Below are 22,914 nucleotides of genomic sequence, written 5' to 3'. Positions count from 1 at the left end.
GAGGGGCGGCGTGTTTGTTTGCGGAATTACTGCTTAAACAAGCGGCTCGTCCGCTGGTAGCCGTCCTCGTCCTGAATCGTGATGAGGTACAAGCCGGGCTTCACGTCTTTCAGGTCAACGGGCTGATTGGTCAGGCCCGTTTTCACCAGGCGGCCCGTGGTGGTGTAGAGTGAAAACTCCCGCTTGCTCTTCCACTCCACCAGCACTTGGTCAGCCGCCGGGTTGGGGTACACGTTGACTGCTTGCAGCTCCTGCGGCCGGCGGGTGGCCAAGGGCGCCGCATACACCGTGCTCATGTAGTAGAGGTTGGCCGTGGTGCCTTTGGCAATTTGATGAGTGCCCACCGGCAGGCTCATCGTGAGCCGGCCCGCGCTGACGGTCTGGTTTACGCCGTCCACTTTTACCGTGCCGCTAAAGGCATCGTTGAAAACCAGCGTGAGGGTGGCGGCCGCGGTGGTCGTAAAGGCAATGGCCGTCGACGACTCCAGCTTCAGGCACTGAGTTAGGGTCAGGCCGTTGTACTGCACCGTGCCCTGGGAAGTGGACAGGTTGCCGGTGATGGTGTAGAACGTGTTGGTGGTGCCCGACAAGGTGAAGTTGTGCACCATATCGGCCGCCGTGGTTCCGCCGCCGCCCGTGCCGCCGCCGGTGGGGGCCCCATCACCCTGAACCGAAACCAGGCCGGTCTTGTAGTTTACCAGCGCCGTTTGCAACGGCACGTTAATGGCCGACGACGCATCGTCGACGGCGTTGTCGAAGGCCCACTTAAAATCGCCACCCGTTATGCGCCCCGCGTACTGCGTGGCCTCGGCCTTGGCCGCTTCGGGGCCGTCGGGCGTGTAGGCGTACATCACGGCCGGGTTCGTATCGAAGTTGTTGTAGGGGGTTTTGCCATACGCCGACACGATGCTGCTGCTGAGTGCCTCGGTCCGGGTTGAGGCCACGTAGGCATCGAAGTCGACCGTGGAATTGGGGTAGCCGGCCGCGCCGTACGGAACGAAGCGTTGCTGCCCCACCATGTAGTTGTCGAAGGCCTTGATGGTGCCGCCATCTTCCTTGGAGAAAATGGGCATGTTCACGTAGTCATTTTTCTGCGTGGCGGGGTTGTACACATCCGTGCCCTGCATGGAGGTCAGCATCGGATACTTGCAGTTGCGGAAGTAATTGCCTTCCATGAACACGGAGGAGCCTTCCGTAGAGCCGGCCCCGTATTTGGAGTTGCCGTCGTAGTAGTTGTTGTAGACGTGGGCCGAATAAAAACGCACCCGGGGGTGGCGCGAATCCGAATGGTCGTACCAGTTGTGGTGGTAGGTGATGTAGAGTCCTTGGGTGGTGGCCTCGCTCAGACCCAGCAGGTTGGATTTGCCCGAATCCCAGAAGTGGTTGTAGGAGAAGGTCACGTAGGTCGACTTTTTGCAATCCAGCGACCCGTCGCCCTTGACCTGGTCGGCGTCGCTGCCCGCGTGGCCGTAGAAGAAGTCGACGTTGTGCACCCAGATATAGTCGTTGTCCTGCTGCAGGCCGATGTTGTCGCCCTCGTCACTGTCGCAGTTCATCGTGCCGATGTTGCGGATTTCGACGTTGGAAGCATTCTTGACTCGGATTCCCCAGCCGTCGGCCACGGCGTCGTTGCCCACGCCTTCGAGGGTGATATAGCTGGAGGCAAAGTTGTTGTTCTCGATTACCAGGTCGCCGGCGAGCAGGTAGCTCGGGTCGGTGATTTGCCCCACCAAGCGCACCAGCAACGGCCGCGTGTCCTTGCCTTTCTTGTAACCATCCAGAATGGTTTGCAGCCCCACGCACGGATTCACACTGGCCCCGCTCACGTTGAGTGAAACCGTGTTCTTGGTGTTTTGCGTGATGTACAATACCACGGCATTGCTTTTCACGGTGCCGTCGGCATTGTAAGCTCCCGGCACGCGGCCATTGCTGAAGGCAAACCCGGTCCGGTCCTGGGCCTGTACCGTCAGGGCGCTGGTCGTGGCGGCGGTGCCTTCCACCCCCGAGATGACGGGCACGACTTTGAGCGTGTAGGCGCCCGGGCTAAGACCCAGCACGTCGGCCCGGTAATAGGAGCCGTAGCTGCGGATCAGCTGGTTGTCAATCTTCTGATTGACCACGCCCCCACCGCTGTAGTACACATTGTAGCTTTGCGCGCTGGCCAGGGGCTGCCACTTCACGTACGCCGACTCCAGCCAACCGGATGATTCTAAGACGGTCGGCGCCTGCGCGCGCAGGACCACCGGAAACAACAGTAATAGCAGAGTAAACAACTGCTTCATAATCGGGAACTTTGGGGTGGGAAATAGCGGATATGAGCCGCGGAGCGGTTCACACAAACCTACCTTTAAGTTTCAGAAAATAAGAATTTAACAAGACCGGGGCCTGACTAAAGTTATGCAAACGTTGCCGGCAACGTTGCCGGAAGAGGTATTCGGAATACCGCGGCCCATCAGCAGGCCACGGGCGCTGGGGTGGCAGCGGGGAAACACCTCCGTGCGAGGCCGTGAGTGCGAGGCTAGGCCCCCGAAGAGCCCCCGCCGTATGCTCCCTATTGACTTACTGCCCGCCATGCCTTCCGAAAAGCTCCTGACGATTGATTCCAGCTTCGTGCTGACTGGCCTGGGCGTGCTTGTGCGCAGCGCCGCCGGCCAGCCCGCCGAAGCTCTGCGCCGCTTTGCCTTGTACACCATGCTGCCCGTAGAGCTGGAACTGGCCGATGGCCGGCGCCACCCCACCACGGCCAGCGTGGAGGAAGTAGCCCACCCCAGCCCCGCCGACGGCCCGCTACCCCCGCCCGAACCGGCCCTGCTGCTCCACCTCGCCGAGGCGCTGGACGTGCCGCCCGGCACCGTGGTCTGGCTCAGCGCCGAACCGACGCCCCCGGAATGGCTCTAAACGCAAAAAAAGCCCCGCCGGACTAACCGGCGGGGCTTTGAACAAGCTCAAAAAGGCCCGCTACTACTTGATGGCCACGGGCAGCTCCAGGTTTTCCCAGCGCAGCACGATGCCATCTTTGGTCACGTCGTAGGCCAGGCTTTCGGCCGGGGCAGTGGTTTTGCGCGGGGTGGCGGTTACGCGCAGCGCGTCCTGCTTTTCATCGTACTTGAAAGCACCCCACTGCTTGGCCGTCTTGTTGAAAATGACGGTCCAGTCCTTTTCGGTCGGGATGACGAAGAAGGCGTAAGTGCCGGCGGGCAGCTTTTTGCCCTGCACCATCACGTCCTTGCTGAATTCGACGGTGGTAGCCTCGTTGGCACCGGCCCGCCACACCTGGCCGTAGGGCACCAGCCCGCCGTAGATCTGCCGGCCTTTCACGCTGGGGCTGCTGTACTTGATGGTTACGTTGGCGCCGCCAATCTTGCCGGTAGCCGTGGCAGCGGGGCTGGCGGGAGCGGGTTTGGCCGCGGGAGCTGCGGGCGTCGTCGTGGTCGTCTGGGCCCAGCTGAGGGAAGCCGAGAGCAGGCTCACGAGCAGCAAAGTCAGGGGGAGCAGCGGGCGGAAATTTTTCATTGCGTGCAAAATAAGGGTTGGGTGAAACAGGAAAACCGAAGCCCGGCCACGACCGGCATTGGCAAAGTCACGGTTTGAACCGAGCGGGTTGCGTGGGCAATATAGGCACTTTACTATACCCCCACGCCCTGGGCTTACTCTGCCACGGGGGCGGGCTGGGGCGTGCGCGACGGGGCGGCGGCATTGGCCATGCGGGGCCAGCCCTGGTGGTACTCGATTCGGTCGAGCAGCATCACGCGGCGGGAGTAGCCCTGCGCGTCGTCGATGGCGTCGAAGGTGGGCTGCTGCGGGTCGATGGCGTGGTAGGCCAGCCAGTCCTGCCCGGCCGCGTCGGTTACGATGGAGTTGTGGCCGGGGGCGCGCCAGTGCTGGTTGGTTTCCAGGATAATGCTGTGGCCCTGCCTGGTGGCCTGGGACAGGGTTTCGAAAGGGCCGGTGGCGTGGCGGGAGCGGGCCACCATCACGCCGTAGTGGGCATCGTCGCCGCAGCAGTTGTTGCCCGAGTAAAACAGGAAATACCAGCCCTCGCGCAGCACCACCCAGCTGCCTTCGAGCAGGCGCTGGTAGTTGGCAGGGTCATCATCGGGCACGGGCTGCACCAGCTCTTTCACCTGGCTGCCCTCGGCAAACGAAATCCGGTCGGGGGCCAGCTCGCGCACCAGCAGTGGCCCGAAGCCCGAGCCCCAGTAGAGCAGGCACTTGCCCGTGGCCGGGTCGTCAAATACCATCGGGTCGATGTTCAGAAAGCCCGGGCCACACTGCAGGGGCTGGCCAATATCGGTGAAGGGTCCGGCGGGCGTTTCGGCGGTGGCCACGGCCAGGCAGTAGGTATCGGTGCCGTTGGGCAGGGCCGAGTAGTAGAGGTAGTAGCGGCCGGCGTGCTCGGTGACGTGGGGCGCCCAGATTTTTTGAGTGGCCGACGCCCACTGCGGCTTTTGGGGCAGGGCATCGGGCAACAGCTCCCACTGCACCAGGTCGCGGGAGCGGGCCACCTGCAGGTTGATGATGCGGCCTTGATATTTGGTTTGGGTGCCGTAGGCGTAGTAGTAGCCATCGGCGGCTCGAATAATGGTGGGGTCGGGGAAATCCTCGTCGAGAATGGGGTTTTGATAGGTAGCGGACATAGCGGGCAGGGTCGGTAAGAAACGCAGCGGACGGCTCCACAGCCGCCTCCGCGTCTTTCTACGGCGTAGCTCCCGGTAAAGCTCACTCCGCAGCCTTAGGCGGGCCGCACGGGCTGCTGCAGCAGCCACACGTAGGCCGAGGCCACGTCGTCGAAGCCCCCGACGGAGGGCTCGGTGATGTAGCCCAACACCTTTTCAGTGGCCTGGCGGGCGGCAAAGTTGCGCGGAAACACCCAGGCCACGTACTGCAGACCGGCCCGCCGCATTTCCTGCAGCCACCAGGCGCCCCACTCGGTGAGCTCTACCGTGGTGCGGGTAATGCTGGAATTATCGTTCAGGATTTTGGCGCAGGGCCAGGCCCGCAGGCAGTCCAGCAGCAGCAGGCAGCACTCCTGCGACGAATCCTGGCTATGCTCGCCCTTCCAGTCGGCATACAGCCACTGGTTTTGGGCGTCGTAGCCGATGTAGATTCGGGGCTCGTCAATCAGGGGCTGCAGCTGCATAGAAAGGGCCCGCGGCTCCGGCAGTGGTCCGCAGCCCTGGCTAGTCAAAGATACGGCCCGCCGGGAATAGTACTACTGCCGCCCTAAAGTCCAGGCCGGCCCGGCGGGTGGGGCGAAACTTATTCCGCCGGGGCCGTGTCTAGGCAGGCACCACCGCCGCGCCCGGCCGCTGGCCGTTCTTGGCCCGTGGGTAGCCCCCGGTTTTACGCTCTTCACACCTTGCCTTCCCGCTTCCATGAAAATTCTCCCAGTAGCTTTTCTGGCCGCCGGCTGCACCCTGCTCAGCGCCGCAACGTCGCCCACTACCTCGGCCCCGGTGCAGGTAGTCGTCACCGATTTGCCTTCCACCAAGGCCACAGTGAAGCTGTACTTCTACAACGTGAAGGAGAATTTTCTCAAGCGCGGCAATTACACCCTGCTCAAGTACGTGAAGCCCGGGGGCAGCAAGCAGATTACGCTGCCCATCGACCTGCCCAACGGGGAGTGGGCCGTGGCCCTGACCCAGGACTTGAACGACAACGACCTGGTGGACAAGAACTTCATGGGTATCCCGACCGAGCCCTACGCCTTTTCCAACAACGTGCGCCCCAAGCTGGCCCCGCCGGAGTTCGACGAGTGCAAGTTTGTCGTCAACGGGGCGGCCCAGGTGGTAACCATTTCGATGCGGAAGTAGCGCCCCGGGGCGGCTCTGCTCAGGCGTTTTGCAAAAAGGCGGGCTGGATAAAGACGTGGCGAATGTCGGGAAACTGCTGCTGAATGCTGGTGCGCAGCCGCTCCACGGCCTGGGTTAGCTCGGTGGCGGCCAGCCGGGGCACAAACTCGACGCGCAGCACCAGCAGAATTTCGTGGGGGCTCAGGTAGGACGACAACGGCTCGGCCACGGCCACTACCGCCGCATCGGCCCGGGCGTGGGCCGTTATCTGGCCGAGCAGGTCGGTACCGGCGGGCTCCCCGAGCAGCAGGCTGCGGTTTTCGCGCAGCAGCAGGCCCGCCACCACCAGCAAAATAACGCCGATAAGCAGGGAAGCCGCCCCATCGAGGCGGGGATTGTGCAGTTGATGGCTCAGGAACACGCCCAGAAACGCCACCAGCAAGCCCAGCAAGTCGGCGGCATCCTCAAAGAGCACCACGAAGATCGAAGGGTCCTTGCTTTCCCGGAACGTGGTCCAGAATGGCCGGCCCGCCCGCTGCTCATTGAAGGTGCGCCGGGCCACCAGAAACGAGGCTCCGTCGAAGAGAAAAGCCAGGCCCAGCACCACGTAGTTCCAGGTTGGGTCGCCGAGGGGCGTGGGGTGGCGCAGGTGCTCGATGCCCTCGTAGATGGAAATCCCCCCGCCAATGGCAAAAATGCAGATGGCTACCACAAACGACCAGAAGTACAGCTCCCGCCCGTAGCCGAACGGCCGGCCGGCGTGGGCGGGCCGTTGGCTTTTGCGCAGGCCCAGCAGCAGCAGCCACTCGTTGGCCGTATCCACCACGGAGTGAATGCCTTCGGCCAGCATGGCCGAGCTGCCGGTGAAGGCCGCAGCCACGAACTTAATGACGGCAATGGCCAGGTTGGCCGCCAGGGCCGCCACAATGGCCAGCTTGGAAGATGGCGGCGCCTCCACCGGGGGCGTAGGAAAAATATCAGTAGGCACGGGCAACAAAGGCTAGCGGGTGAACAAGCCGGGAACCAGCTGGCCGGCTCCCGTTGGCCTACTCATACGCTGGAAGGCCGGGCGGTGTAGCTCGGCGGCGGCGGATATTTTGCGCTTTGCTGCGCCAAGCTTGTACCTTCAGGCGGCGCTTGGGCCCGGGCCCCGGCCCTACCGTTACTTTCCCGTATTCCTCTATTCCGATGACCAACCCGTTTTTCTCCGGTCTGCTGGCGGCCTCGTGCCTGGCCGTAGCCCTGCCGGCCGCCGCCCAGCAAACCAGCCCCATTATGGCCGCCCAGGCCCAGCCCCGGCTGGTCAGCAAGCAGTTTAAGTTTACCGAGGGCCCGGCCGTGGACAAGGCCGGCAACGTGTTCTTCACCGACCAGCCCAACAACCAGATCTGGAAGTACGGCACCGACGGCAAGCTGAGCGTTTTTCTGGATAAAGCCGGCCGCTCCAACGGGCTCTACTTCGACCAGAAAGGCCGCCTGCTGGCCTGCGCCGACGAGCAAAACCAGCTCTGGTCCATCGGACCCGACGGCAAGGCCACCGTGGTGCTCGACAACGTGCAGGGCCACCGCCTCAACGGCCCCAACGACCTGTGGGTGAATCCCAAAACCGAGGGCATCTACTTCACCGACCCGTATTACCAGCGCGAGTACTGGCAGCGCCAAACTCCGGATCCGGCCATCGGGGGCCAGAAAGTGTATTTCCTGGGCAAGGGCCGCAAGGAGCCCGTGGCCGTGGATGACAAGCTGGAGCAGCCCAACGGCATCATCGGCACCCCCGACGGCCGGCAGCTCTACGTGGCCGACATCAAGGCCAACAAAACCTACCGCTACCAGATTGGCGCCGACGGCCAGCTCAGCGGCCGGCAGCTCTTCGTGGAACAGGGCTCCGACGGCATGACCATCGACAACCAGGGCAACGTGTACCTGACCGGCAAGGGCGTGACGGTGTACAACCCCGCCGGCCAGCAGATTGCCCACATCGATATTCCGGCCGAGTGGACGGCCAACGTCTGCTTCGGCGGTAAGGACCGCAAAACCTTGTTTATAACCGCCTCCGAAGCTCTTTACACCCTACCCATGCTGGTAAAAGGCGTACAATAGCCGAAAGGCCCTGCTCAACAAAAGCCCCGGCCAGAAGAAGTGGCCGGGGCTTTTGTTTTTCGGTCAACGCATTGATTTATACCCAGAAGTGGGTATTGCTAAAGCTGAATAGACCTCCCATTTTAGCTGCCGACTCAGCCCCCCGGCTTAGTTGCCGCCCTGCCCTGCTACTACGCTTTTTCCCCTATTGCTTCACTGATAATCCCGTGTTCATGGTTATAAGTTTACTCCTGCTATGTCGTCGAACTTCGGGGCCGCCCTTGTTGCGGCTCCTGCCACTCTGCACCGGCAAGGCCTGCTTGCTCTCCTGCGCGAAGCCTGCCCTGGCCTGACCATCTGCCTGGTTTCGGATACCGACCTGCTGCTGAACTTTCTGCAGCACCGGTCCTATACCCTGTTGGTACTGGACGAAGCCCTGACTACGCGGCCCCTGCTCGTGCTCCTGGAGCGCCTCTACGCCGTGCGCAGCACCCAGCACGTGCTGTGCTTTAGTCAGGCGGGCTCTAGTGCCCTGCCCCCGCTGCTGTATCCCCGCCCCTGGACTATCCTGCCCCACGCCGCGGCCCCGCACGAAGTGAGCGGCGCCATCGAGCAGCTGCTGGCCCATACTCCGCCCCGCGCCTGGGCCCTGAAACCAAGCCTGCCCGCCGCGGCCGCGGGTCCGCCTACGCCCTTTAGCCGGCGGGAGCTGGAAGTGCTGCGCCTGGTGGTGGCTGATTACTGCAACCAGGACATTGCCAATGAGCTGTGTCTGAGCGTACGCACCGTGGAAAGCCACCGCCGGGCTTTGCTGCAGAAAGCCGGAGCCCGCACCCTGGTGGGCCTAGTGGTACAGGCCGTAAAGCAGGGCTGGGTAACAACGACGGAAGTCAGCCTCTGAGCAAGAGTTTGGCCCCTACGGCTCGGCCGCTAGTACTGGAATGCAGCCGCTAATAGCGCACCTTACCGGTCGACGTCGTCTTCTTGATTCGACCATCGCGCTTGAAGCGGGTGCCAGGCAGCAGCTTCAGCGATACAGTGGGCAGCTGGCAGCCGCTGGGGACCAGGGTCTGGGTTTCGTAGCCGCCGGCGCTGATTTGCAGCCGCGCCGCCGCCGGCAGGGGCTTGCGGCTGCTCACGATGTACTGCCCCTCCGAATTGGTGCTAAAGGCATCATTGACGCCCACAATGACAACCGTAGCCCCGGTCAGGGGCCGTTGGTTTTCGTCGGTTACTACTCCAGTCAGGGTGGAGCATTCTTGAGAGGCCGCGGGAGCCGAAGCCGTGACGGGTTGCTGGGCCAGACAGGCCCCGGAAAACAGGCTCAGAGCTAGACCAGAGAGGAAAGTACGCGGACGGAGCATGGGAGAGAGGAAAATCAGGACGAAGAGAGAGCAGCAAGCGTAACCACAGGCTATTCCTACGCAAAGCCGCCGGCCGGCAGCCGACTTCCGCGCGAAAACCTCGGTTTTGCCCGCAACGCTGCCCTGCGCCGCTTGGTTTCAGTCTGGCCCAAATAGCGGCTGCCCCGCGCGGAACCTGGCGCCGGCTCCCAACGGCGCCGCCCCGGCAGCGGCAGCTACCGGGGCGGCGGTGGTACTTCAGGCTCAGCCGTAAGCGGCGGCTAGCGGGCGGGGCGGGTGCTGCTGCCCCCGCTGGCCTGGGAGCTGACCAGCCGGGCCCCGCCTTTGTAACGCACGTCGGAGCCGCCCGAGGCGCTGGATACCAATTCCCCATCCACGCTGATGTTGGCGTCGGAGCCCCCGCTGGCGCTTACTTCGGCCGTGGTGCTCTGCAGGGCAAAAGCGTGGTAATCGGAGCCCCCGCTGACGGCCACCTTCTGGCGCTCCACCCGGCCCGAGAGGGTCATGTCGCCCCCGCCGCTGACGTTGCAGATAATGTTTTTGGCCGTGAGCGTGAGCTGCATATCCGAGCCGCCGCTGGCCCCGAGGCGAATGTCCTCGGCCGTGAGCGGGGTTTCGCTCCGGGCATCGGAGCCGCCGCTGACTGACAGGGCCGTGAGGCGGGGGCAGGTCACGTACACGCGCACGGGGCCCAGCTTGCGCCCCGCCAGCAGGCTGCGCCACGACCGGTCGGTGTCCCAGCCAATGGTCAGCGCGCCGTTCTTCACGCTGGTAACCACGTGGGGTTGGGCCTCACTGGCGGCATCTACGACCACGGCCGCGGCCGGGCCCTGGGTCAGCACAACGTCGATGCCACCGCCGGCCTGCACGGCCTGGAAGGGTTCAACGGGGCGACTTTGCCGGACCTGGGCCTGGGCGGCGGCAGCACTACAGAGGAGGGCTCCGAGGAGCAAGGGGCGAATAGCGGTTTTCATAGCGAAAAGGGTTTGGTGCTGATAACCGGTAGATGAGGCCACGGGCCGGGGCGTTGCCTGGCGGGGCATTTATTTCCCGAGCCACGCCCACGAAAAGGCGCCGGAGCTTTAATATATAATTATTCTGATTATTATTTATAATATCATCCTATTTGTGTACTTTATGGTGTTGCTTGCGCAGCTGCCCCGCCCTGATTACTCCCCTCTGCCTATTGCTACCCTATCCGCCTACTTTCTATGCCCTAACTATTCTCTTCGTCATGTCATCTTCCTCAGGCTCAGGGCCCATCTTGATTGTGGGTCCGCCTACCCTCTACCGGCAGGGCTTGCTGCTGACGTTGCAACAAGCCTGGCCAACTCTGGAATTTGTGCTCACGGCCGATGCCTGCCAGGCCCCGACCCTGCTGCGGCAGGCCGCTTACGGCCTGGTCGTGGTGGATGGGCTGCTGCCCGACCCACCCCTGCCCCAGTTGGTGGCCCAACTGGCCCAGGCCCGGGCCCACCAGCACCTGCTGCTACTGACCGGGCCGCGCCAGGCCCCTGAGCTGCGCCACCTGCCGGCCCGCCCCCGGGAGCTGACCCTGGTGCCCCGGCACGCGGCCCCGGAGGTAGTAGTGGCCGCCGCGCGCATCCTCTTAGCCCCCAGCCGCGCGTTCAGCCGACCTCTGCCGGCAGCTTCGGTTCGGCCCGCGGCCCGCCTGCTGCCGCCCCCCACGCCTTTTAGCCGGCGGGAGCTGGAAGTGCTGCGCCTGGTGGTGGCCGACTACTGCAACCAGGACATTGCCAATGAGCTGTGCCTGAGCGTGCGCACCGTGGAAAGTCACCGCCGAGCCCTGCTGCATAAGGCCGGGGCCCGCACCCTGGTGGGCCTGGTGGTGTGCGCCATGCGCCAGGGCTGGGTGGCAGCCTAAAGTTCAGTGGTGGTACGGACGCAAGAGAGTAAACCGATGGGCAACTTCGAGGCCTAACCTCTTGTGCCAAAGCCCTTCTGCCATGCCTGCCCTCCCCCCCGTCTTGCTACTCAGCGCCCTGCCCGGCCTGAATTTCGACCTGCCCACAGCTGGCGCCCTCACGGATTACTTCTGGTTTGCGCCTTTTGGGGAGTTATTTCTGGTATGCCTGGGCATTACTATCGTCTTGTTCGGGGCGGTGTACACCGTGCTCAAGCAAACCACCCTGCTTGCTACCTCCCCGGGAGTAACTACCCAAGGCACCGACTTTGCTATTCTATTTGTGTGCATAGTACTTGTTTTTGGCTGCTGGGGAGTTATCCAGTTAGGTAAAAAAGAGGCCCGCAGAACCCTGCACGATTCGGTTGTGTACCTGCTGCGGGCCAACGGCTGGGAACAAATCAGCTTTAAACAGATCCGGCAGCAGTTCGGCATGAGCGACCCGACCATGCGCACGACCGTTTCGGCCATAAACCTCAGCGACACCCGCACCGACCGGCTGCTGCTGGAAATGGGCCAGGACAACAACGACAAGGATTTGCAGCTCATCGCCTTCGACAGGGAGACGCTGGGGCTACGACTAGGTGACTCCTCCCTCGTGCGGGATGCTCTGTGCGCCGATTTGTACCGCTGCTGCGCCCGCATCGTGCAGCGTTACCGCAGCACATCATTGCCGCTGGCATCCGTGTATTTTGGCACGATCAGCAGCGTACTGGCTTCCGACAAGTCGCCCACCTTTCTGGCCAGTGCCCTCAGCGCTTATCCCACCATCTTTAAGCCGCAACGAGACAAATACCAAAACATCGTTTCAGTTGACATAGACGCCAAACGCTGGGATGAGGCCATTCAGCGCGCCGTGGCCGACAAGGCCAAATCCCTGGCTTCCCCGACCGGCATTCCGGCCGGCCTGGGCTCGACGGCGGCCGTGCGCTCCATGACCGAGCAGGATACCATCGACTGCATCAGGGAGATGATGCCGCCCCGGCTTAACCGGCTGCGCAACCCGGCCATTCTCAAGGAGCTGGTGGCTTACTCCCAACAGGAGCTTACCCGCCAGGCGACAACAGCCGCTGCCCCGCCAGTAAAGAAGCAGCCGGGCACCGATTCAATCAAGGCCCCAAAGCCTAACGCACCAGCCCCCTTAACCAAACGTACTGAGACAAACAAAGCGGCGCAGCAGGGCGGCCAGCCATAGGTAGTGCGCCCCGACCCGGCCGCCTACCCGACGCTGGTGTTTCTACTCCCTTACGCTTGTTCCGCTCATGACTGCTCCCGATACTCCAGCCCCCTTGCCGCCCAACCCGCCCCCGGATGGCTGGGACAAGCTCAACGCCCGCATCCCGATTCTTAACAGCTTGGCCCAGTTTGTTCTGGTGACGCTGCTGGGATTTTTCGCCAAGTGCAGCGTCGACGACTACACCCACAACATGGAGCGCACCAAGCGCGTGGACGAGCTGACTGCCGCGCTGGCCAGCCTCGACTCGGGCCAGGACATTACCAAGCGTAACCTGGCCCTGGTAACCCTGGACCGGCTCTACTCCCACGCCCGGCCCGGGTGGCAGCCCGCCGTATTGGGGTCGGCCGAAAACGAGGCCGACGATTCGCTGATGTTCAACATTGCCGAGGAAATCTACCGGGCCCGGATGGCCACCCCCGTCGGGCCCGGCGACACGGCCCAGGTGCTGGCCCGCCTCAACCTGGCCGCCCGGATTATGGGCCGCCGCGACCCAGACCGAGCCGCGGCCCTGCTTGCCTCATTCACCGCCGCCGCCAAAGAACGGACCCGCTCCTCAGCCAACGCCGACTCGTCGGTGACGCTGGCCGCCGCCCTGCTGCCCAGCCTGCCCATTGCCCCCGAAAACCGGACCCTGCTGGACCCGTCCGCGGCGGCCCCCGCCAGTGCCCCGGCCGAGGACGCGGCCATACTAACCACCCCGCCCACCTGCTACATTCAGTTTCGGGAATTTCCCCGGGCCACCGCCCAGCAGCTGCAGCAGCGGTTTCAGCAGGAAGGCTGGGAGGCCCCCGGCGTGGAGCGCGTCGACGGCAAGTACGGCAACAGCGTGCGGTATTATTTCGCCGCCGACTCCGCCACCGCCGCCGAGGTATTGCGCACCACCCAGGCCTTCCTGAACACCCTGCCCGGCACGCCCCGGGCTACGCTGCTCTCCCTGACGGGCCGCAAGCTGGCCGGCACCGTGCCCCCCGGCCAAATCGAGGTCTGGCTGAGCCGCGGGGAGAAAAAGAGCCGCTAGTCGCTGAATGAACTGCGTAATCCATCCTGGCAAAGGGACTGAATCTAACTAAACGCCCTATCCCTCAGCGCGTATAACCTATATCAATCTTCTATTCCACGACTAACCACCCCACGCTATGGACCAGAACGAGCACCGCCGCACCCAGGCCGAAGTGGCCAACGACGGCAGCAACACTTCCCGCCCCGAAAACACCCAAGGCGCCGGCGCCCAGCAGCAGGGCGACGCCACCCGGACGCCTGCCGGCCCCAATGATACCACCGGCCGCCACGGCGGCAACCACGGCAACGACGGCGGCGAGCTGGTGCGCGACGCCCGCGGCAGCAGCCACCGCGGCGACGAGCCCAACGCCGAATCCCGGAACACCGGCGGGGGCGACGACAACCAGCGCAAGCCCAACCACCACTCCCAGAACACCACCAAGGACCGCACCGCCTACAACAATGGCGGCCAGACGCCCAGCACCGCCAACGATGGCGGCAAGATTGACGACGCCAACAACCAGTAGTAGTTGGTTGCGCCGCACCAAGTTGTAGGCGAAGCAATCAGCGAGGCAATCTATCCGTAACAAGACCCCACGGGCATCCGCCGTGGGGTCTTGTTCGGTTTGGGACCAACAACATGCCCGCCACCCGGCCCCAAATCCTTGCCTACTAAATCACCACTTGGACCGCTCGGGTAGCCATAGCGGCTAGCCTTCGAACTCAAGCCAGCTAACCAGCACCCCCACCTGCGGCCGGCACGACCGGGCGGGGCCGCACTGGTCTGATAGCCAGCACCAGGAGTAGCCCGAGAAACAGGGGCGGTACCAGCTCGGACAGGCCCGGGTCGTAATCGGCGGAGATGAAGTCGTTCAGGGTGGGGTCGTAGCGCACGGCCAGGCGGGAGTTCTGCGCGTTGAGGCGCTCGAAGTCGGCCCGCTCAATGGGCACGACCCGCTCCTGGCCTTTGAACCGGAAGGTGGCCTGGTAGGTGTACCAGCTGGTGCGCCGGCCGTGCGAAACCCGGTCCGTATCGACCACCGTTACTTCCATCGGCTGCCCGTGGCGCTGGAGCTGGGCCGCGTACCGGTAGTACTGCACGGTGTTGTAGGTAAAGAACAAGGCGCCCATGCCCAGGCAGATGACCAGAACGCCCCGGGCCAGTGCTTGGATAACCGTCAGGCCGGTGAGCGAGGCCAGCAGCCCGCTCCCCACAAAAAACAAGGCGACGCTAACCAGGATGAAGAGGGCCAGTGCCTTGGTTTCCCGGGTAAAATCGGCCACTGCCGTCCAGCCAATCAACCGCGAGACCACCCGGTCGGGCCGGGCAACCGGCTGGACCGGGGCCTGCCCGAACACGTCGAGCCGGGGCTGATAGAGCAGCGTCACCCGGTCGCCTTCCGACAGCCACAGCGTGTCGTTCACGAAACGGGTTTCGTAGGGGCGGCCCTGGTAGCGGAAGCCGACGTAGACGAAGTTGCCCAGCCCATCCCACAAGGCCCGCGGTGCCCTATCGGCCCGCTCAACGCGCACCGTCACGGGCTGCCCCCCGGCGTTTAGCTGGGCTGCAAGGTGCTCCTGCTGGTAGAAGTGCCAGGTCAACAGGGTTGCTACACTTAGCAGGGCCACCAAGATGCAAGTCCAGAGCAGGCGGTATACGCGGCCCAGCAAGCGAAACAGGTTCTGCAACATAGGCCCGGACGAGGAATAGTTTCTGGTGTAACTCCCGGTGTATAACTGCATAGCCGCTGAGCAGCCGGTTACTGCCCTCCGCAACCGGCGGTGCTACGTGGGATGTGCCCTGCTGAGCACCTAGCTAAATATAGTATTTAATGCGTATTGCTTCTATCCGACTGTTCCCCAAGCTATAACAGCAGTGCGGCATTGGCTTATTATCGCCCAAACCCCTCCCGCCGTTGCCACCGCTCAGGCAGACGCGGCTGCTGGCCTTCGAACTGCAAGAGCACGTGTTCGTCACCGCGTAACTCCCGGAACGAACTGGCTACCCGTACGCGGCACTGCGGGTTGCTGAGGAATCGGAGGAGGGAAACCAGGGCACAATGGGGTAGGTGCAGGCCCGCCAGCACTACGCGCGTGAAGGTGCGACTCGCATAAACCTATACACTTCGCCGGTTAGGCCCACCCAGGCTCACCGCTGGGCCGGACGCTACGCCTCAATAATTGAAGTTGCGGGGCTCACCGGCCAGCTCACGGCCGCGCAGAATACCTTCTTTGAGGTAAGGCATAATGCGGCACTCCTTGGCGGGGTCTTCAGCGGGCTTGTCGTCGTGGTAGGCGCGGTACTCGTCGGGTGGAGCGGGTTGCAGGCCGGCCTGAAGGCGGAATTCATAGTCCTCGAACACGGCGGGTAGGGCGGCCAGCAGCAGCTCGCGGTGCAGTCGGGCGGCGGCGGCATAGATGCCCTGCCGCCAGTCGGCGTGGGTGGGCACGGGCCAGGGGCCGCGGGCATCGGCCAGCAGCTCCAGGTTTTGGCTGGTGTGGCTGAGCACGTTGTTGTAGTTGCCGTTGTACACGCACAGCATGGCCCGGCGGTAGGCCAGCAGGGTTTCCGGGTCCGGGTCGAAGCGGCGGGTAAACTCGGCGAAGTGCCAGTCGTCCTCGGTCAGGTAGCGGTCGGGGGCATCGGCAAAGGCATCGGGCTCGTTGTGGAGGTTCATCACGTCGGGGCGCGGGTCGGGCACGTAGGGCTTGGGCGGGTTGAGGGCCCATCTCTCTTCCCGGGCCAGGTCCATATAGTGGTCCTGCAGCTCTCCCCGGCGGTTGGAATGGGTGGCGAAAGGGTAGCCGGCCGGGGTCCCGGTGCGGGCATCGTAGTAGGCAAACCAGGCGGGGTATTCGATGTATTCTTGCCGCTTATTCTCTTCGGTAGGCGGGGTTGGGGGCGCCTGGGCCCGCACCCACTCGGCGCGCATGGCGTTGTAGTCCTGCCATTCCGAGTCGTTGCGGTAGTAGTCCTGGTGGTTGGCAAACTCCTGACAGGCGTCGCTGGCCAGCCAGTCGCGGTAGAGCTCGTATTCGGCCCGCGTGATGGGGGGCAGAAACGGGCACCGGTGAATGCCGTTGCGCTGCCAGGCCTCAAACTGCTGGTAGGTCTGCACCCCGGGTAGAGTGATTTCACCGGCCCGCCAACGCACCTGCAAGTCGAACAGCTTCTTGCGCTGCACGTCGAAAAGCCGCTCGTAGGCTTCCTCCTGGTACTCGATGACCTGGTGCAGCCGGAACTTCACCATGCCGGGGCCCTGTTCCAGGCAGCTCACCTTGTGGCGGGCGTAGTGCTGAATAAAGGCTTCGATGCTGGCGGGTGTGTAGCCAGCAAAGTAGGGCTGGTAGCGGGGGTCGGTACGCAGGGCGTGCTCAGTGGCAAGACGTACTTGCTCCAGCTCCGCTTCGCGGGCCAGGGCGGCATGATGATAATCCATAACAAACGAAGGATAACTAGTGAATGAATGTGCCACGCCGGCCGGCCAACGCCGCCCGCCGTGAGCCGCTAAAAGTTGAAGTCGCGGGGCTCGCCGGCCCGCTCCCGCCCCTTGAGGATGAGCTTGCGCACCTGCTTCCAGGACTTCCGGGCCAGGTCGCTGAGGTCGTCCGATTTTGAATAGGGCGAAGGATGGGGCTGACCGGCCTGCTCGCGGGCGGCGTAGTCGGCGTAGGCCGCCTGCAGGGCCGTGGCCAGCCGCTGCTTGCGCCAGCCGAGCCAGGTACGGTGCAGGGCCACGCGCCAGTCGGGGTGGGCTTCGATGGGCAGGCGCTCCGGAATTTCCAGCAGCACCCGCCCGGCCTCGGCGCCTAGCTCAGCTAGTGCGGCCTCGTTCTCGTCGTCCTGCTCGTAATCATCGTCGTCATCGTCGTCCGTGCCGGGGGCCGCTACCGGTGCCATGGTGGGCTCATGCAGCAGGGCTTCATGGAAGCGCAGCAGCTCCGGCGTCTCAAATTCCCGCATCAGGGTATCCGTAAGGCTATCGAACTGGTTGTAACTAAGGTAGCGCAGGGGCGGGTCGGCATCCGGGGCAGTGAGTGGGGGGTCAACGGGCGCTGGTTCGTCGCCGCCGTCGGGCTCCTCGTACACGTCGGGCGCTTTGCCCGTGCGGCCCAAATGCCGGTAGTATTCCTCTTTCTCGCCCCGGAGGTCGGGCAGGTACAGCACCAGGTTGGGCGGGCCCGCCACGGCATCACAGTGAGCATACCAGGCCGGGTAGTCCAGGAAAAAATCGGCGAGCATGCCCATCAGGCCGCCCAAACCCGGTTCGGGGTTCCGGCCGGCTTCGCGGCGCACCTGTTCGGGGTCCTGCCCTTCGGCCTCTAGCAGCAGGTAGCGCCGAAACCGCTCGTAGTTCTGCCATTCGCGGGGACGACCGGAGTCATCATCGGCATCGGTGCAGGCGTCGCTGAGCAGGTACGCCAGGTAGCTTTCTACCTCGGCCGCCGCAATGGGCGGCACCAGCGGGCACTGCTCAATGCGGGCACCCCAGCGCTCGAAGTCCTGGCTCAGCACGACCAGCTCCGCCGGCAGGCGTACTTCCTCGGCCCGCCAGCGACATTGCAGCTCAAACAGCTTGCGCTGCTGAATCTCCCACAGGCGCTCGGTGGCCTCCTGCACCAGGTCGGCTTCTTCGCGCTGGTTGATATCCCAGAACGAGCGGCCGTCTACCAGCGCGCTGGCCCGCTCGGTGGCATAGCGCTCCAGAAATCGGGCCCCGTCTCCCCGAAACTGCCGTAGCCACTCGGCCACGGCCGGGTCGGCCTGGTACCGGGCCAATGTTTCCTCGTGGTGGCGAATCAGGTCGAGGTGGCGCTGGGCACTGCGCGAAACGGGGGCCGGGTCACTCATGGGGCTAGCTCTGGGGATGAGCACCTAAGCTACACCAGCAGACCGATTTATCGGCGGCGGGCAAGAAAAATAAGTGGGGCCGCCTGCTACCGGAGGCATCAGCCCCACGGCCCCACAGTTGCCGGAAAGTATCAGGGCTTCACTAGTACCTGCCAGCCCCAACCCCAAACCCCTCCTTCCGCGGCCACCACTCCCGCCGCTCGGGCAGCCGCAGCTTCTGGCCTTCGAACTGCAACAGCCCATGCTCGGCACCGCGCAGCTCCCGGAAGGAGCTAGCTACCCGCACCCGGTAGTCCTGGTCGATGCGGAGGAGGTGGCGGTCGAAGGCGCGGTGCAGGGTGGGCGTCAGGGCCAGGCCATTGCCGATGGTGTCGTCGTGGCTGATGGCCCAGGGCACGATGTGGCAGGCATCGAGCAGCGGGGCCGGGGCAGTGGTGCTGGTGCTGATGAGCTGCAGGCCGGAAATGGCGCAGGTGAAGTTGTAAGCCTTGAGCACCTCGCGCTTGAAAACGGCGCTGCGCACGGCAGTTTCTACTTCGTCGGCCAGGTTAATATGGGTTTGGTAGACGGCGGCCGGCTCCTGCAGCATTTGCTGGCCCAGCACGCGCAGGGCCTCGGGGCCGGCCGTGGGACGGTAGCGGAGGCGGGTCTGGGGGAAGTACCGGTCGAGCAGGGCGTCGCGGAACACGTGGCGGGTGGCCCTGTCCTGGAGCAGCAGCCACAGGGGCTCGTCGAAGCTGGCGTAGGCTACCACCTGGCGCAAGTGGCCCAGGCTGCGGGGCGAGCCGGAGGAGGTCAGAACCAGGGGCTGGCCAAAGTGAGTGCGCAGGTGCCAGAACCCGTCGCCGGTGAGGTGGTAGAAGGGCAACGCGAAGTTGTTGGCCCGAAACCGGCCCGAGGTGCTTAGGTCGCGGCAGTTGCTTTGGAAGGCAGCCAGCAGCTCGGGCGTAATGACTATTTGATTGGCCTGGACGCTGCCATCTTCGAGGCCTTCGAGCACGGCCAGCAGTAAGGCAGGCTTGTAGGGCGCTTCTTCGCCGGCCAGCTTACTGGTCTTGAGCTTGCGGAAACGGGTGAGGTAGTGGGGCAGGTCGGTCATAGGTCGGGGCAAGATAGCCGCAGGCATCGTTCTGGCGGCACGTCTTACCCTGCCTACGGCTTTGAAGAGGACTGAGCACCCCAGATTTGCACGTGTGGCTCCTTACCTCCTTTTTGGCCCCGGAATAGCAAGCAGATGCCAGTATGCACTGCCGCCTGATATGGACGCGTTTGCTGGTACTTTGGTTAAAGTCGGCGGCAGCGTTGTGACAGAAGATGAGCCAATGGCGGTGGCATACGCCAGGTATATACCGCGGCTAAAATTCCGTGCTACCACTGATACATACTACCAGCCGATATGGTAATATATCTTATCTAATTCTCACTTTCTCAGCTTAGTTTCTATGGCGATTTTACGGGACAACAGAATACTGTTTCTATGGCTGCTGCTTTGGATGACGACGGCTGTTTATTTTGGCTCCGGTGCGTATCAGGCCCTTTCATTAGCCCGCTACTGCGATGAGGAAACCAAGATACCAATCATGAAAGAGCACGGCGACAAGCGCGAGGACAAGCTCTTACGGCAGGAAATTCAGGAGTCCTGTCAGTTTGCCACCGATGATCAGCAAACTTCCTGGTGGCCCTGGAGCAGTAATAAGGACGCTTTTGGGGCGGCGCTGCTGCTTGGTGCCATGGGCGGGCTCATCGGTATCGTTACAAAGATTCTGTATGGGATAACTGAAGCTGAAAAGGTCAAACCGTCGGCCATTTTATTCGGGCCCTTATTGGGCCTCATCATTGGAGCCGCAGCTATGCTGCTCTGGCTTGTTACGCTGGCCAATTCAGTGGCCTCCGATTCGCTCCTCAGCCATATTCCTATTGAAAGAATAAACTCTGTAACCGGGGCGGCCCTACTCGAGGTTTTTATAGTTGGATTAGCCCCTAAAAGATTCATAGACAAGCTGCTTAAGGACCGGAGTACTGACTCGACCTCCGCTGCTCTACCATCGATACCCACAATTTGAACTACACCCATGAAAACGCTCAGCGCAGCTCCTGCTCTCGTCCTCTTACTAGTCGGTTTGTTGGTGCTGACCGCACCTTGTGCCTATGCGCAAACCGAACCCGCCGCACCCATACAAGGTACCTGGAAGGCCGAAAAGCAGCAAACCATCGGTGACAATGCTCCTGAGCAAATAGGCATTGATGGTACCCGGGTCGAGGTATTGCGTGACAAAAGCACAGCGGGAGCTGCTATCCCCACGAAAAACTCCAGAATAAAGGATCGGTCAGCAAATATCGACCTGGATGATGCGCAGTTTGAGCGGGTAAGATTAAAGGTAGACCCCAGCGGGAATACCGCAAAAGCGCAGGTAATTTATCGTTCTACCGCAACTGGCGCGATGCAGAGCAGCGAGGTACTTTATACGCGGGTTTATTGTTGCCGCAATCCGGATAAAGACCACGTAGCCAAGGTGCACATTGATGGTCTTTGCACCAAATCCATCCCCACTCCAAGAAACGCCGATTGTGATTACCAGTCAGTACCCTAGCTAATCCCGGTTGCCAGCAGCACTTATTAAAGCCGTTCAGGATTTCCGTGTCATGCCGTTTCACCGAAGCATGGCACGGAAATTCGGCTTTTTACGCATTGCCCCGGGCGCCGGGGCTGCCTTCGGGGCTAGCGCCGCAAATCGGGTGAGGTGGTGAGTCGCCGCTTCCCTTACTTTCGGGCCGATAAAAGCATTGGTTGCTGCCCTGCTGTCGGGGCAGCTTAACCGACTACGCCCCCACGCCCTTAACGGAAAGTGCTATCGAATGTACACCGAACGTCATTCCCCACTTCGTTCGGAATGACGTTCCGCTTACACCGGCCCCTGCCCTGGCGCCCAGCAGCGCCGCCAGTAGCGTTTTTAGCCGGCAGCGGCTACCTTCCGGTCCAGGTTGGGGAAGCCCCGGCCCTTAGCTGCTTTCCTGATGCACGATAACGCCCTACACGAAACGATACTGCTGGTTCTGGGTCTGCTGTTTGCCATGCTGCTGCTCGTGATGCTGGGCCAGAAACTGCGCATCTCCTACCCCATCTTTCTGGTGCTGGCCGGGCTGGCGCTGAGCTTCGTGCCGGGCTTGCCGCTGATCGTCATCGACCCCGACCTGATTTTCCTGATTTTCCTGCCGCCCCTGCTCTATCAGGCCGCCTGGGACACCTCCTGGAAGGACTTCTGGCGCTGGAAGCGGCCCATTGCCCTGCTGGCGTTCGGGCTGGTATTTTTCACTTCCACCATCGTGGCCTACGTCTCGACCAGCATCATCCCGGGCTTCACCCTAGCCCTGGGGTTTCTGCTGGGCGGCATCATCTCCCCGCCCGATGCGGTGGCCGCCACTTCGGTGCTTAAGGGCGTGAAGGTGCCGCGCCGGGTAACCGGTATTTTGGAGGGCGAAAGCCTGATCAACGATGCGAGCAGCCTGATTGTGTTCCGGTTTGCGCTGGCGGCGGTGGTATCGGGCGCCTTTTCCTGGCACGAGGCGGCCACCAGCTTTGTGCTGGCCAGCGGCTTGGGGCTGGTCATCGGGCTGGCCGTGGGCTACGGCTTCTACCTGATTCATAAGTATCTGCCTACCACGCCCAGCATCAACACGGTGCTCACCTTTATTGCGCCCTACGTGATGTACCTGCTGGCCGAGGAATTCCACTTCTCGGGCGTGCTGGCCGTAGTTAGCGGGGGCCTGATGCTGTCCTACCACTCTCATCGGGTTTTCGACGCCAACACCCGCCTGCAAACGGCCAGCGTGTGGAGCAGCGTGGGCTTTGCCCTCAACGGCCTGGTCTTTATCCTCATTGGGCTGGAGCTGCCGGTGGCCGTGCAGGGCTTGGGTAATTATTCCCTGCGCCAGGCCATTACCTACGGGCTTATCATCAGCGCCATGGTCATCGTTATCCGGCTGCTGTGGATGTTTCCGGCGGCCTTTGTGCCGCGCTGGCTGTTTCGCAGTATCCGCACCCAGGAAGTCAGCCCGGGCTGGCAGGGGCCGGTTATCATCGGCTGGGCCGGCATGCGCGGGGTGGTATCGTTGGCTTCGGCTTTGTCGGTGCCGCTGCTGCTGAGCAACGGGCAGGCTTTTCCGCAGCGCAACCTGATTCTGTTCATCACCTTCGTCGTGATTCTGGTCACGCTCGTGTTTCAGGGCCTGACCTTGCCGGCCATCATCCGCCTGACCCGGGTGGCCGATACCGAGGAGCGCATGCCCACCGACGAGCAGGAGGCGGGCATCCGCCTGCGGCTGCGCCACGTGGCCCTGGCCCATTTGGCCCGTAATTATGAAGCCGACATCCGGGACAATGAGATGATCAGCGCCCTGCAGCACCGCATGCAGGCCGAGGCCCAGCGCACCGGCAACCTGCTCGAAGCCCTGGACTACGACGAGTCGAAGCGCCGGGCTCTGCAGCGTTACCACCAGGTACTGCTCGACGTGCTGCAGGTGCAGCGGGAGGAGCTGTTTGTGCTGCGCCAGGAAGACGTGTTTGAGGAAGAAATGCTGCGCCACCAAGAAGCCCAGCTCGACCTCGACGAAGCCAAAATCAGCCACATGCCGCACTAGCGGCCCCCGCAGGTGGCGGCTTGGCCCTG

The 22,914-nt window shown here is 63.0% G+C and carries 22 protein-coding genes; 11 read left to right on the top strand and 11 right to left on the bottom strand.

Going from position 1 to position 22,914, the window contains the following annotated elements:
- Nucleotides 1-26: 26 nt before the first annotated feature.
- On the bottom strand, nt 27-2,282 hold the full coding sequence (locus CLV45_RS21215) for a pectate lyase family protein (protein ID WP_100338490.1): 2,256 nt from the start codon (nt 2,280-2,282) through the stop codon (nt 27-29).
- Nucleotides 2,283-2,571: 289 nt separating this feature from the next.
- Between CLV45_RS21215 and CLV45_RS21210 the strand changes: the two genes are divergently transcribed.
- Nucleotides 2,572-2,898, top strand: coding sequence for a hypothetical protein (locus CLV45_RS21210; RefSeq protein ID WP_100338489.1), 327 nt, complete (start codon nt 2,572-2,574; stop codon nt 2,896-2,898).
- A gap of 63 nt (nt 2,899-2,961) precedes the next feature.
- Here the strand turns inward: CLV45_RS21210 and CLV45_RS21205 are convergent, their stop codons facing one another.
- The 3 genes from CLV45_RS21205 to CLV45_RS21195 form a co-directional block, all read right to left on the bottom strand.
- A complete protein-coding gene (locus CLV45_RS21205; RefSeq protein ID WP_100338488.1) occupies nt 2,962-3,513 on the bottom strand; it encodes a DUF2911 domain-containing protein in 552 nt (183 codons plus the stop codon).
- A gap of 134 nt (nt 3,514-3,647) precedes the next feature.
- Entirely contained in the window at nt 3,648-4,637 is a 990-nt protein-coding gene (locus CLV45_RS21200; protein WP_100338487.1) for a glycoside hydrolase family 43 protein, read from the bottom strand.
- A 95-nt stretch (nt 4,638-4,732) separates the two neighbouring features.
- On the bottom strand, nt 4,733-5,140 hold the full coding sequence (locus CLV45_RS21195) for a hypothetical protein (RefSeq protein WP_100338486.1): 408 nt from the start codon (nt 5,138-5,140) through the stop codon (nt 4,733-4,735).
- Between the two features lie 235 nt (nt 5,141-5,375).
- Between CLV45_RS21195 and CLV45_RS21190 the strand changes: the two genes are divergently transcribed.
- Complete coding sequence (locus tag CLV45_RS21190) at nt 5,376-5,813, top strand: DUF2141 domain-containing protein (RefSeq protein ID WP_100338485.1); 438 nt, start codon at nt 5,376-5,378, stop codon at nt 5,811-5,813.
- A gap of 19 nt (nt 5,814-5,832) precedes the next feature.
- On the opposite strand, the gene CLV45_RS21185 is transcribed toward CLV45_RS21190, so the two are convergent.
- The gene (locus tag CLV45_RS21185; protein WP_245882943.1) at nt 5,833-6,780 is read right to left on the bottom strand and encodes a cation diffusion facilitator family transporter; all 948 of its coding nucleotides are present in this window, start codon (nt 6,778-6,780) and stop codon (nt 5,833-5,835) included.
- A gap of 200 nt (nt 6,781-6,980) precedes the next feature.
- Here CLV45_RS21185 and CLV45_RS21180 point away from each other — a divergent pair, with 200 nt between their 5' ends.
- Both CLV45_RS21180 and CLV45_RS21175 read left to right on the top strand, forming a co-directional pair.
- Nucleotides 6,981-7,892: an SMP-30/gluconolactonase/LRE family protein gene (locus CLV45_RS21180; protein WP_100338484.1), complete on the top strand. Its 912-nt coding sequence runs from the start codon at nt 6,981-6,983 to the stop codon at nt 7,890-7,892.
- Nucleotides 7,893-8,127: 235 nt separating this feature from the next.
- The gene (locus CLV45_RS21175; RefSeq protein ID WP_100338483.1) at nt 8,128-8,772 is read left to right on the top strand and encodes a helix-turn-helix transcriptional regulator; all 645 of its coding nucleotides are present in this window, start codon (nt 8,128-8,130) and stop codon (nt 8,770-8,772) included.
- A 49-nt stretch (nt 8,773-8,821) separates the two neighbouring features.
- Here the strand turns inward: CLV45_RS21175 and CLV45_RS21170 are convergent, their stop codons facing one another.
- The gene (locus tag CLV45_RS21170; RefSeq protein WP_100338482.1) at nt 8,822-9,235 is read right to left on the bottom strand and encodes a carboxypeptidase regulatory-like domain-containing protein; all 414 of its coding nucleotides are present in this window, start codon (nt 9,233-9,235) and stop codon (nt 8,822-8,824) included.
- A gap of 260 nt (nt 9,236-9,495) precedes the next feature.
- Nucleotides 9,496-10,209 carry a head GIN domain-containing protein gene (locus tag CLV45_RS21165; protein ID WP_157807710.1) on the bottom strand — a complete coding sequence of 238 codons (714 nt, stop codon included), beginning with the start codon at nt 10,207-10,209 and terminating at the stop codon, nt 9,496-9,498.
- Nucleotides 10,210-10,469: 260 nt separating this feature from the next.
- On the opposite strand from CLV45_RS21165, the gene CLV45_RS21160 reads away from it, so the two are divergent.
- The 4 genes from CLV45_RS21160 (at nt 10,470) to CLV45_RS21145 (ending at nt 13,922) form a co-directional block, all read left to right on the top strand.
- Nucleotides 10,470-11,120, top strand: a complete 651-nt coding sequence (locus tag CLV45_RS21160) for a helix-turn-helix transcriptional regulator (protein ID WP_157807709.1) — start codon at nt 10,470-10,472, stop codon at nt 11,118-11,120.
- 82 nt (nt 11,121-11,202) lie between these two features.
- Entirely contained in the window at nt 11,203-12,354 is a 1,152-nt protein-coding gene (locus CLV45_RS21155) for a hypothetical protein (protein ID WP_157807708.1), read from the top strand.
- Between the two features lie 67 nt (nt 12,355-12,421).
- The gene (locus CLV45_RS21150; RefSeq protein WP_100338478.1) at nt 12,422-13,414 is read left to right on the top strand and encodes a hypothetical protein; all 993 of its coding nucleotides are present in this window, start codon (nt 12,422-12,424) and stop codon (nt 13,412-13,414) included.
- 118 nt (nt 13,415-13,532) lie between these two features.
- A complete protein-coding gene (locus tag CLV45_RS21145) occupies nt 13,533-13,922 on the top strand; it encodes a hypothetical protein (RefSeq protein WP_100338477.1) in 390 nt (129 codons plus the stop codon).
- A gap of 205 nt (nt 13,923-14,127) precedes the next feature.
- Here the strand turns inward: CLV45_RS21145 and CLV45_RS21140 are convergent, their stop codons facing one another.
- The 4 genes from CLV45_RS21140 to CLV45_RS21125 form a co-directional block, all read right to left on the bottom strand.
- Nucleotides 14,128-15,087 (bottom strand): DUF3592 domain-containing protein, encoded by a 960-nt coding sequence (locus CLV45_RS21140; protein ID WP_100338476.1) that lies wholly within the window; start codon nt 15,085-15,087, stop codon nt 14,128-14,130.
- Nucleotides 15,088-15,569: 482 nt separating this feature from the next.
- Nucleotides 15,570-16,835, bottom strand: coding sequence for a hypothetical protein (locus CLV45_RS21135; protein ID WP_100338475.1), 1,266 nt, complete (start codon nt 16,833-16,835; stop codon nt 15,570-15,572).
- A gap of 68 nt (nt 16,836-16,903) precedes the next feature.
- Complete coding sequence (locus CLV45_RS21130) at nt 16,904-18,247, bottom strand: hypothetical protein (protein ID WP_100338474.1); 1,344 nt, start codon at nt 18,245-18,247, stop codon at nt 16,904-16,906.
- Nucleotides 18,248-18,389: 142 nt separating this feature from the next.
- Complete coding sequence (locus CLV45_RS21125) at nt 18,390-19,346, bottom strand: HNH endonuclease (RefSeq protein WP_100338473.1); 957 nt, start codon at nt 19,344-19,346, stop codon at nt 18,390-18,392.
- Nucleotides 19,347-19,689: 343 nt separating this feature from the next.
- Between CLV45_RS21125 and CLV45_RS21120 the strand changes: the two genes are divergently transcribed.
- The 3 genes from CLV45_RS21120 (at nt 19,690) to CLV45_RS21110 (ending at nt 22,885) form a co-directional block, all read left to right on the top strand.
- Nucleotides 19,690-20,310, top strand: a complete 621-nt coding sequence (locus tag CLV45_RS21120) for a hypothetical protein (RefSeq protein ID WP_100338472.1) — start codon at nt 19,690-19,692, stop codon at nt 20,308-20,310.
- Nucleotides 20,311-20,319: 9 nt separating this feature from the next.
- On the top strand, nt 20,320-20,838 hold the full coding sequence (locus CLV45_RS21115; protein WP_100338471.1) for a hypothetical protein: 519 nt from the start codon (nt 20,320-20,322) through the stop codon (nt 20,836-20,838).
- 424 nt (nt 20,839-21,262) lie between these two features.
- Nucleotides 21,263-22,885 (top strand): Na+/H+ antiporter, encoded by a 1,623-nt coding sequence (locus tag CLV45_RS21110; protein ID WP_100338470.1) that lies wholly within the window; start codon nt 21,263-21,265, stop codon nt 22,883-22,885.
- Nucleotides 22,886-22,914 lie beyond the last annotated feature (29 nt).

The sequence above is a fragment of the Hymenobacter chitinivorans DSM 11115 genome, from assembly GCF_002797555.1.
In the GTDB taxonomy this organism is placed as follows: domain Bacteria; phylum Bacteroidota; class Bacteroidia; order Cytophagales; family Hymenobacteraceae; genus Hymenobacter; species Hymenobacter chitinivorans.
Note: the sequence above shows the minus strand (reverse complement) of the source record. Positions and strands in the feature narration are given on the sequence as shown.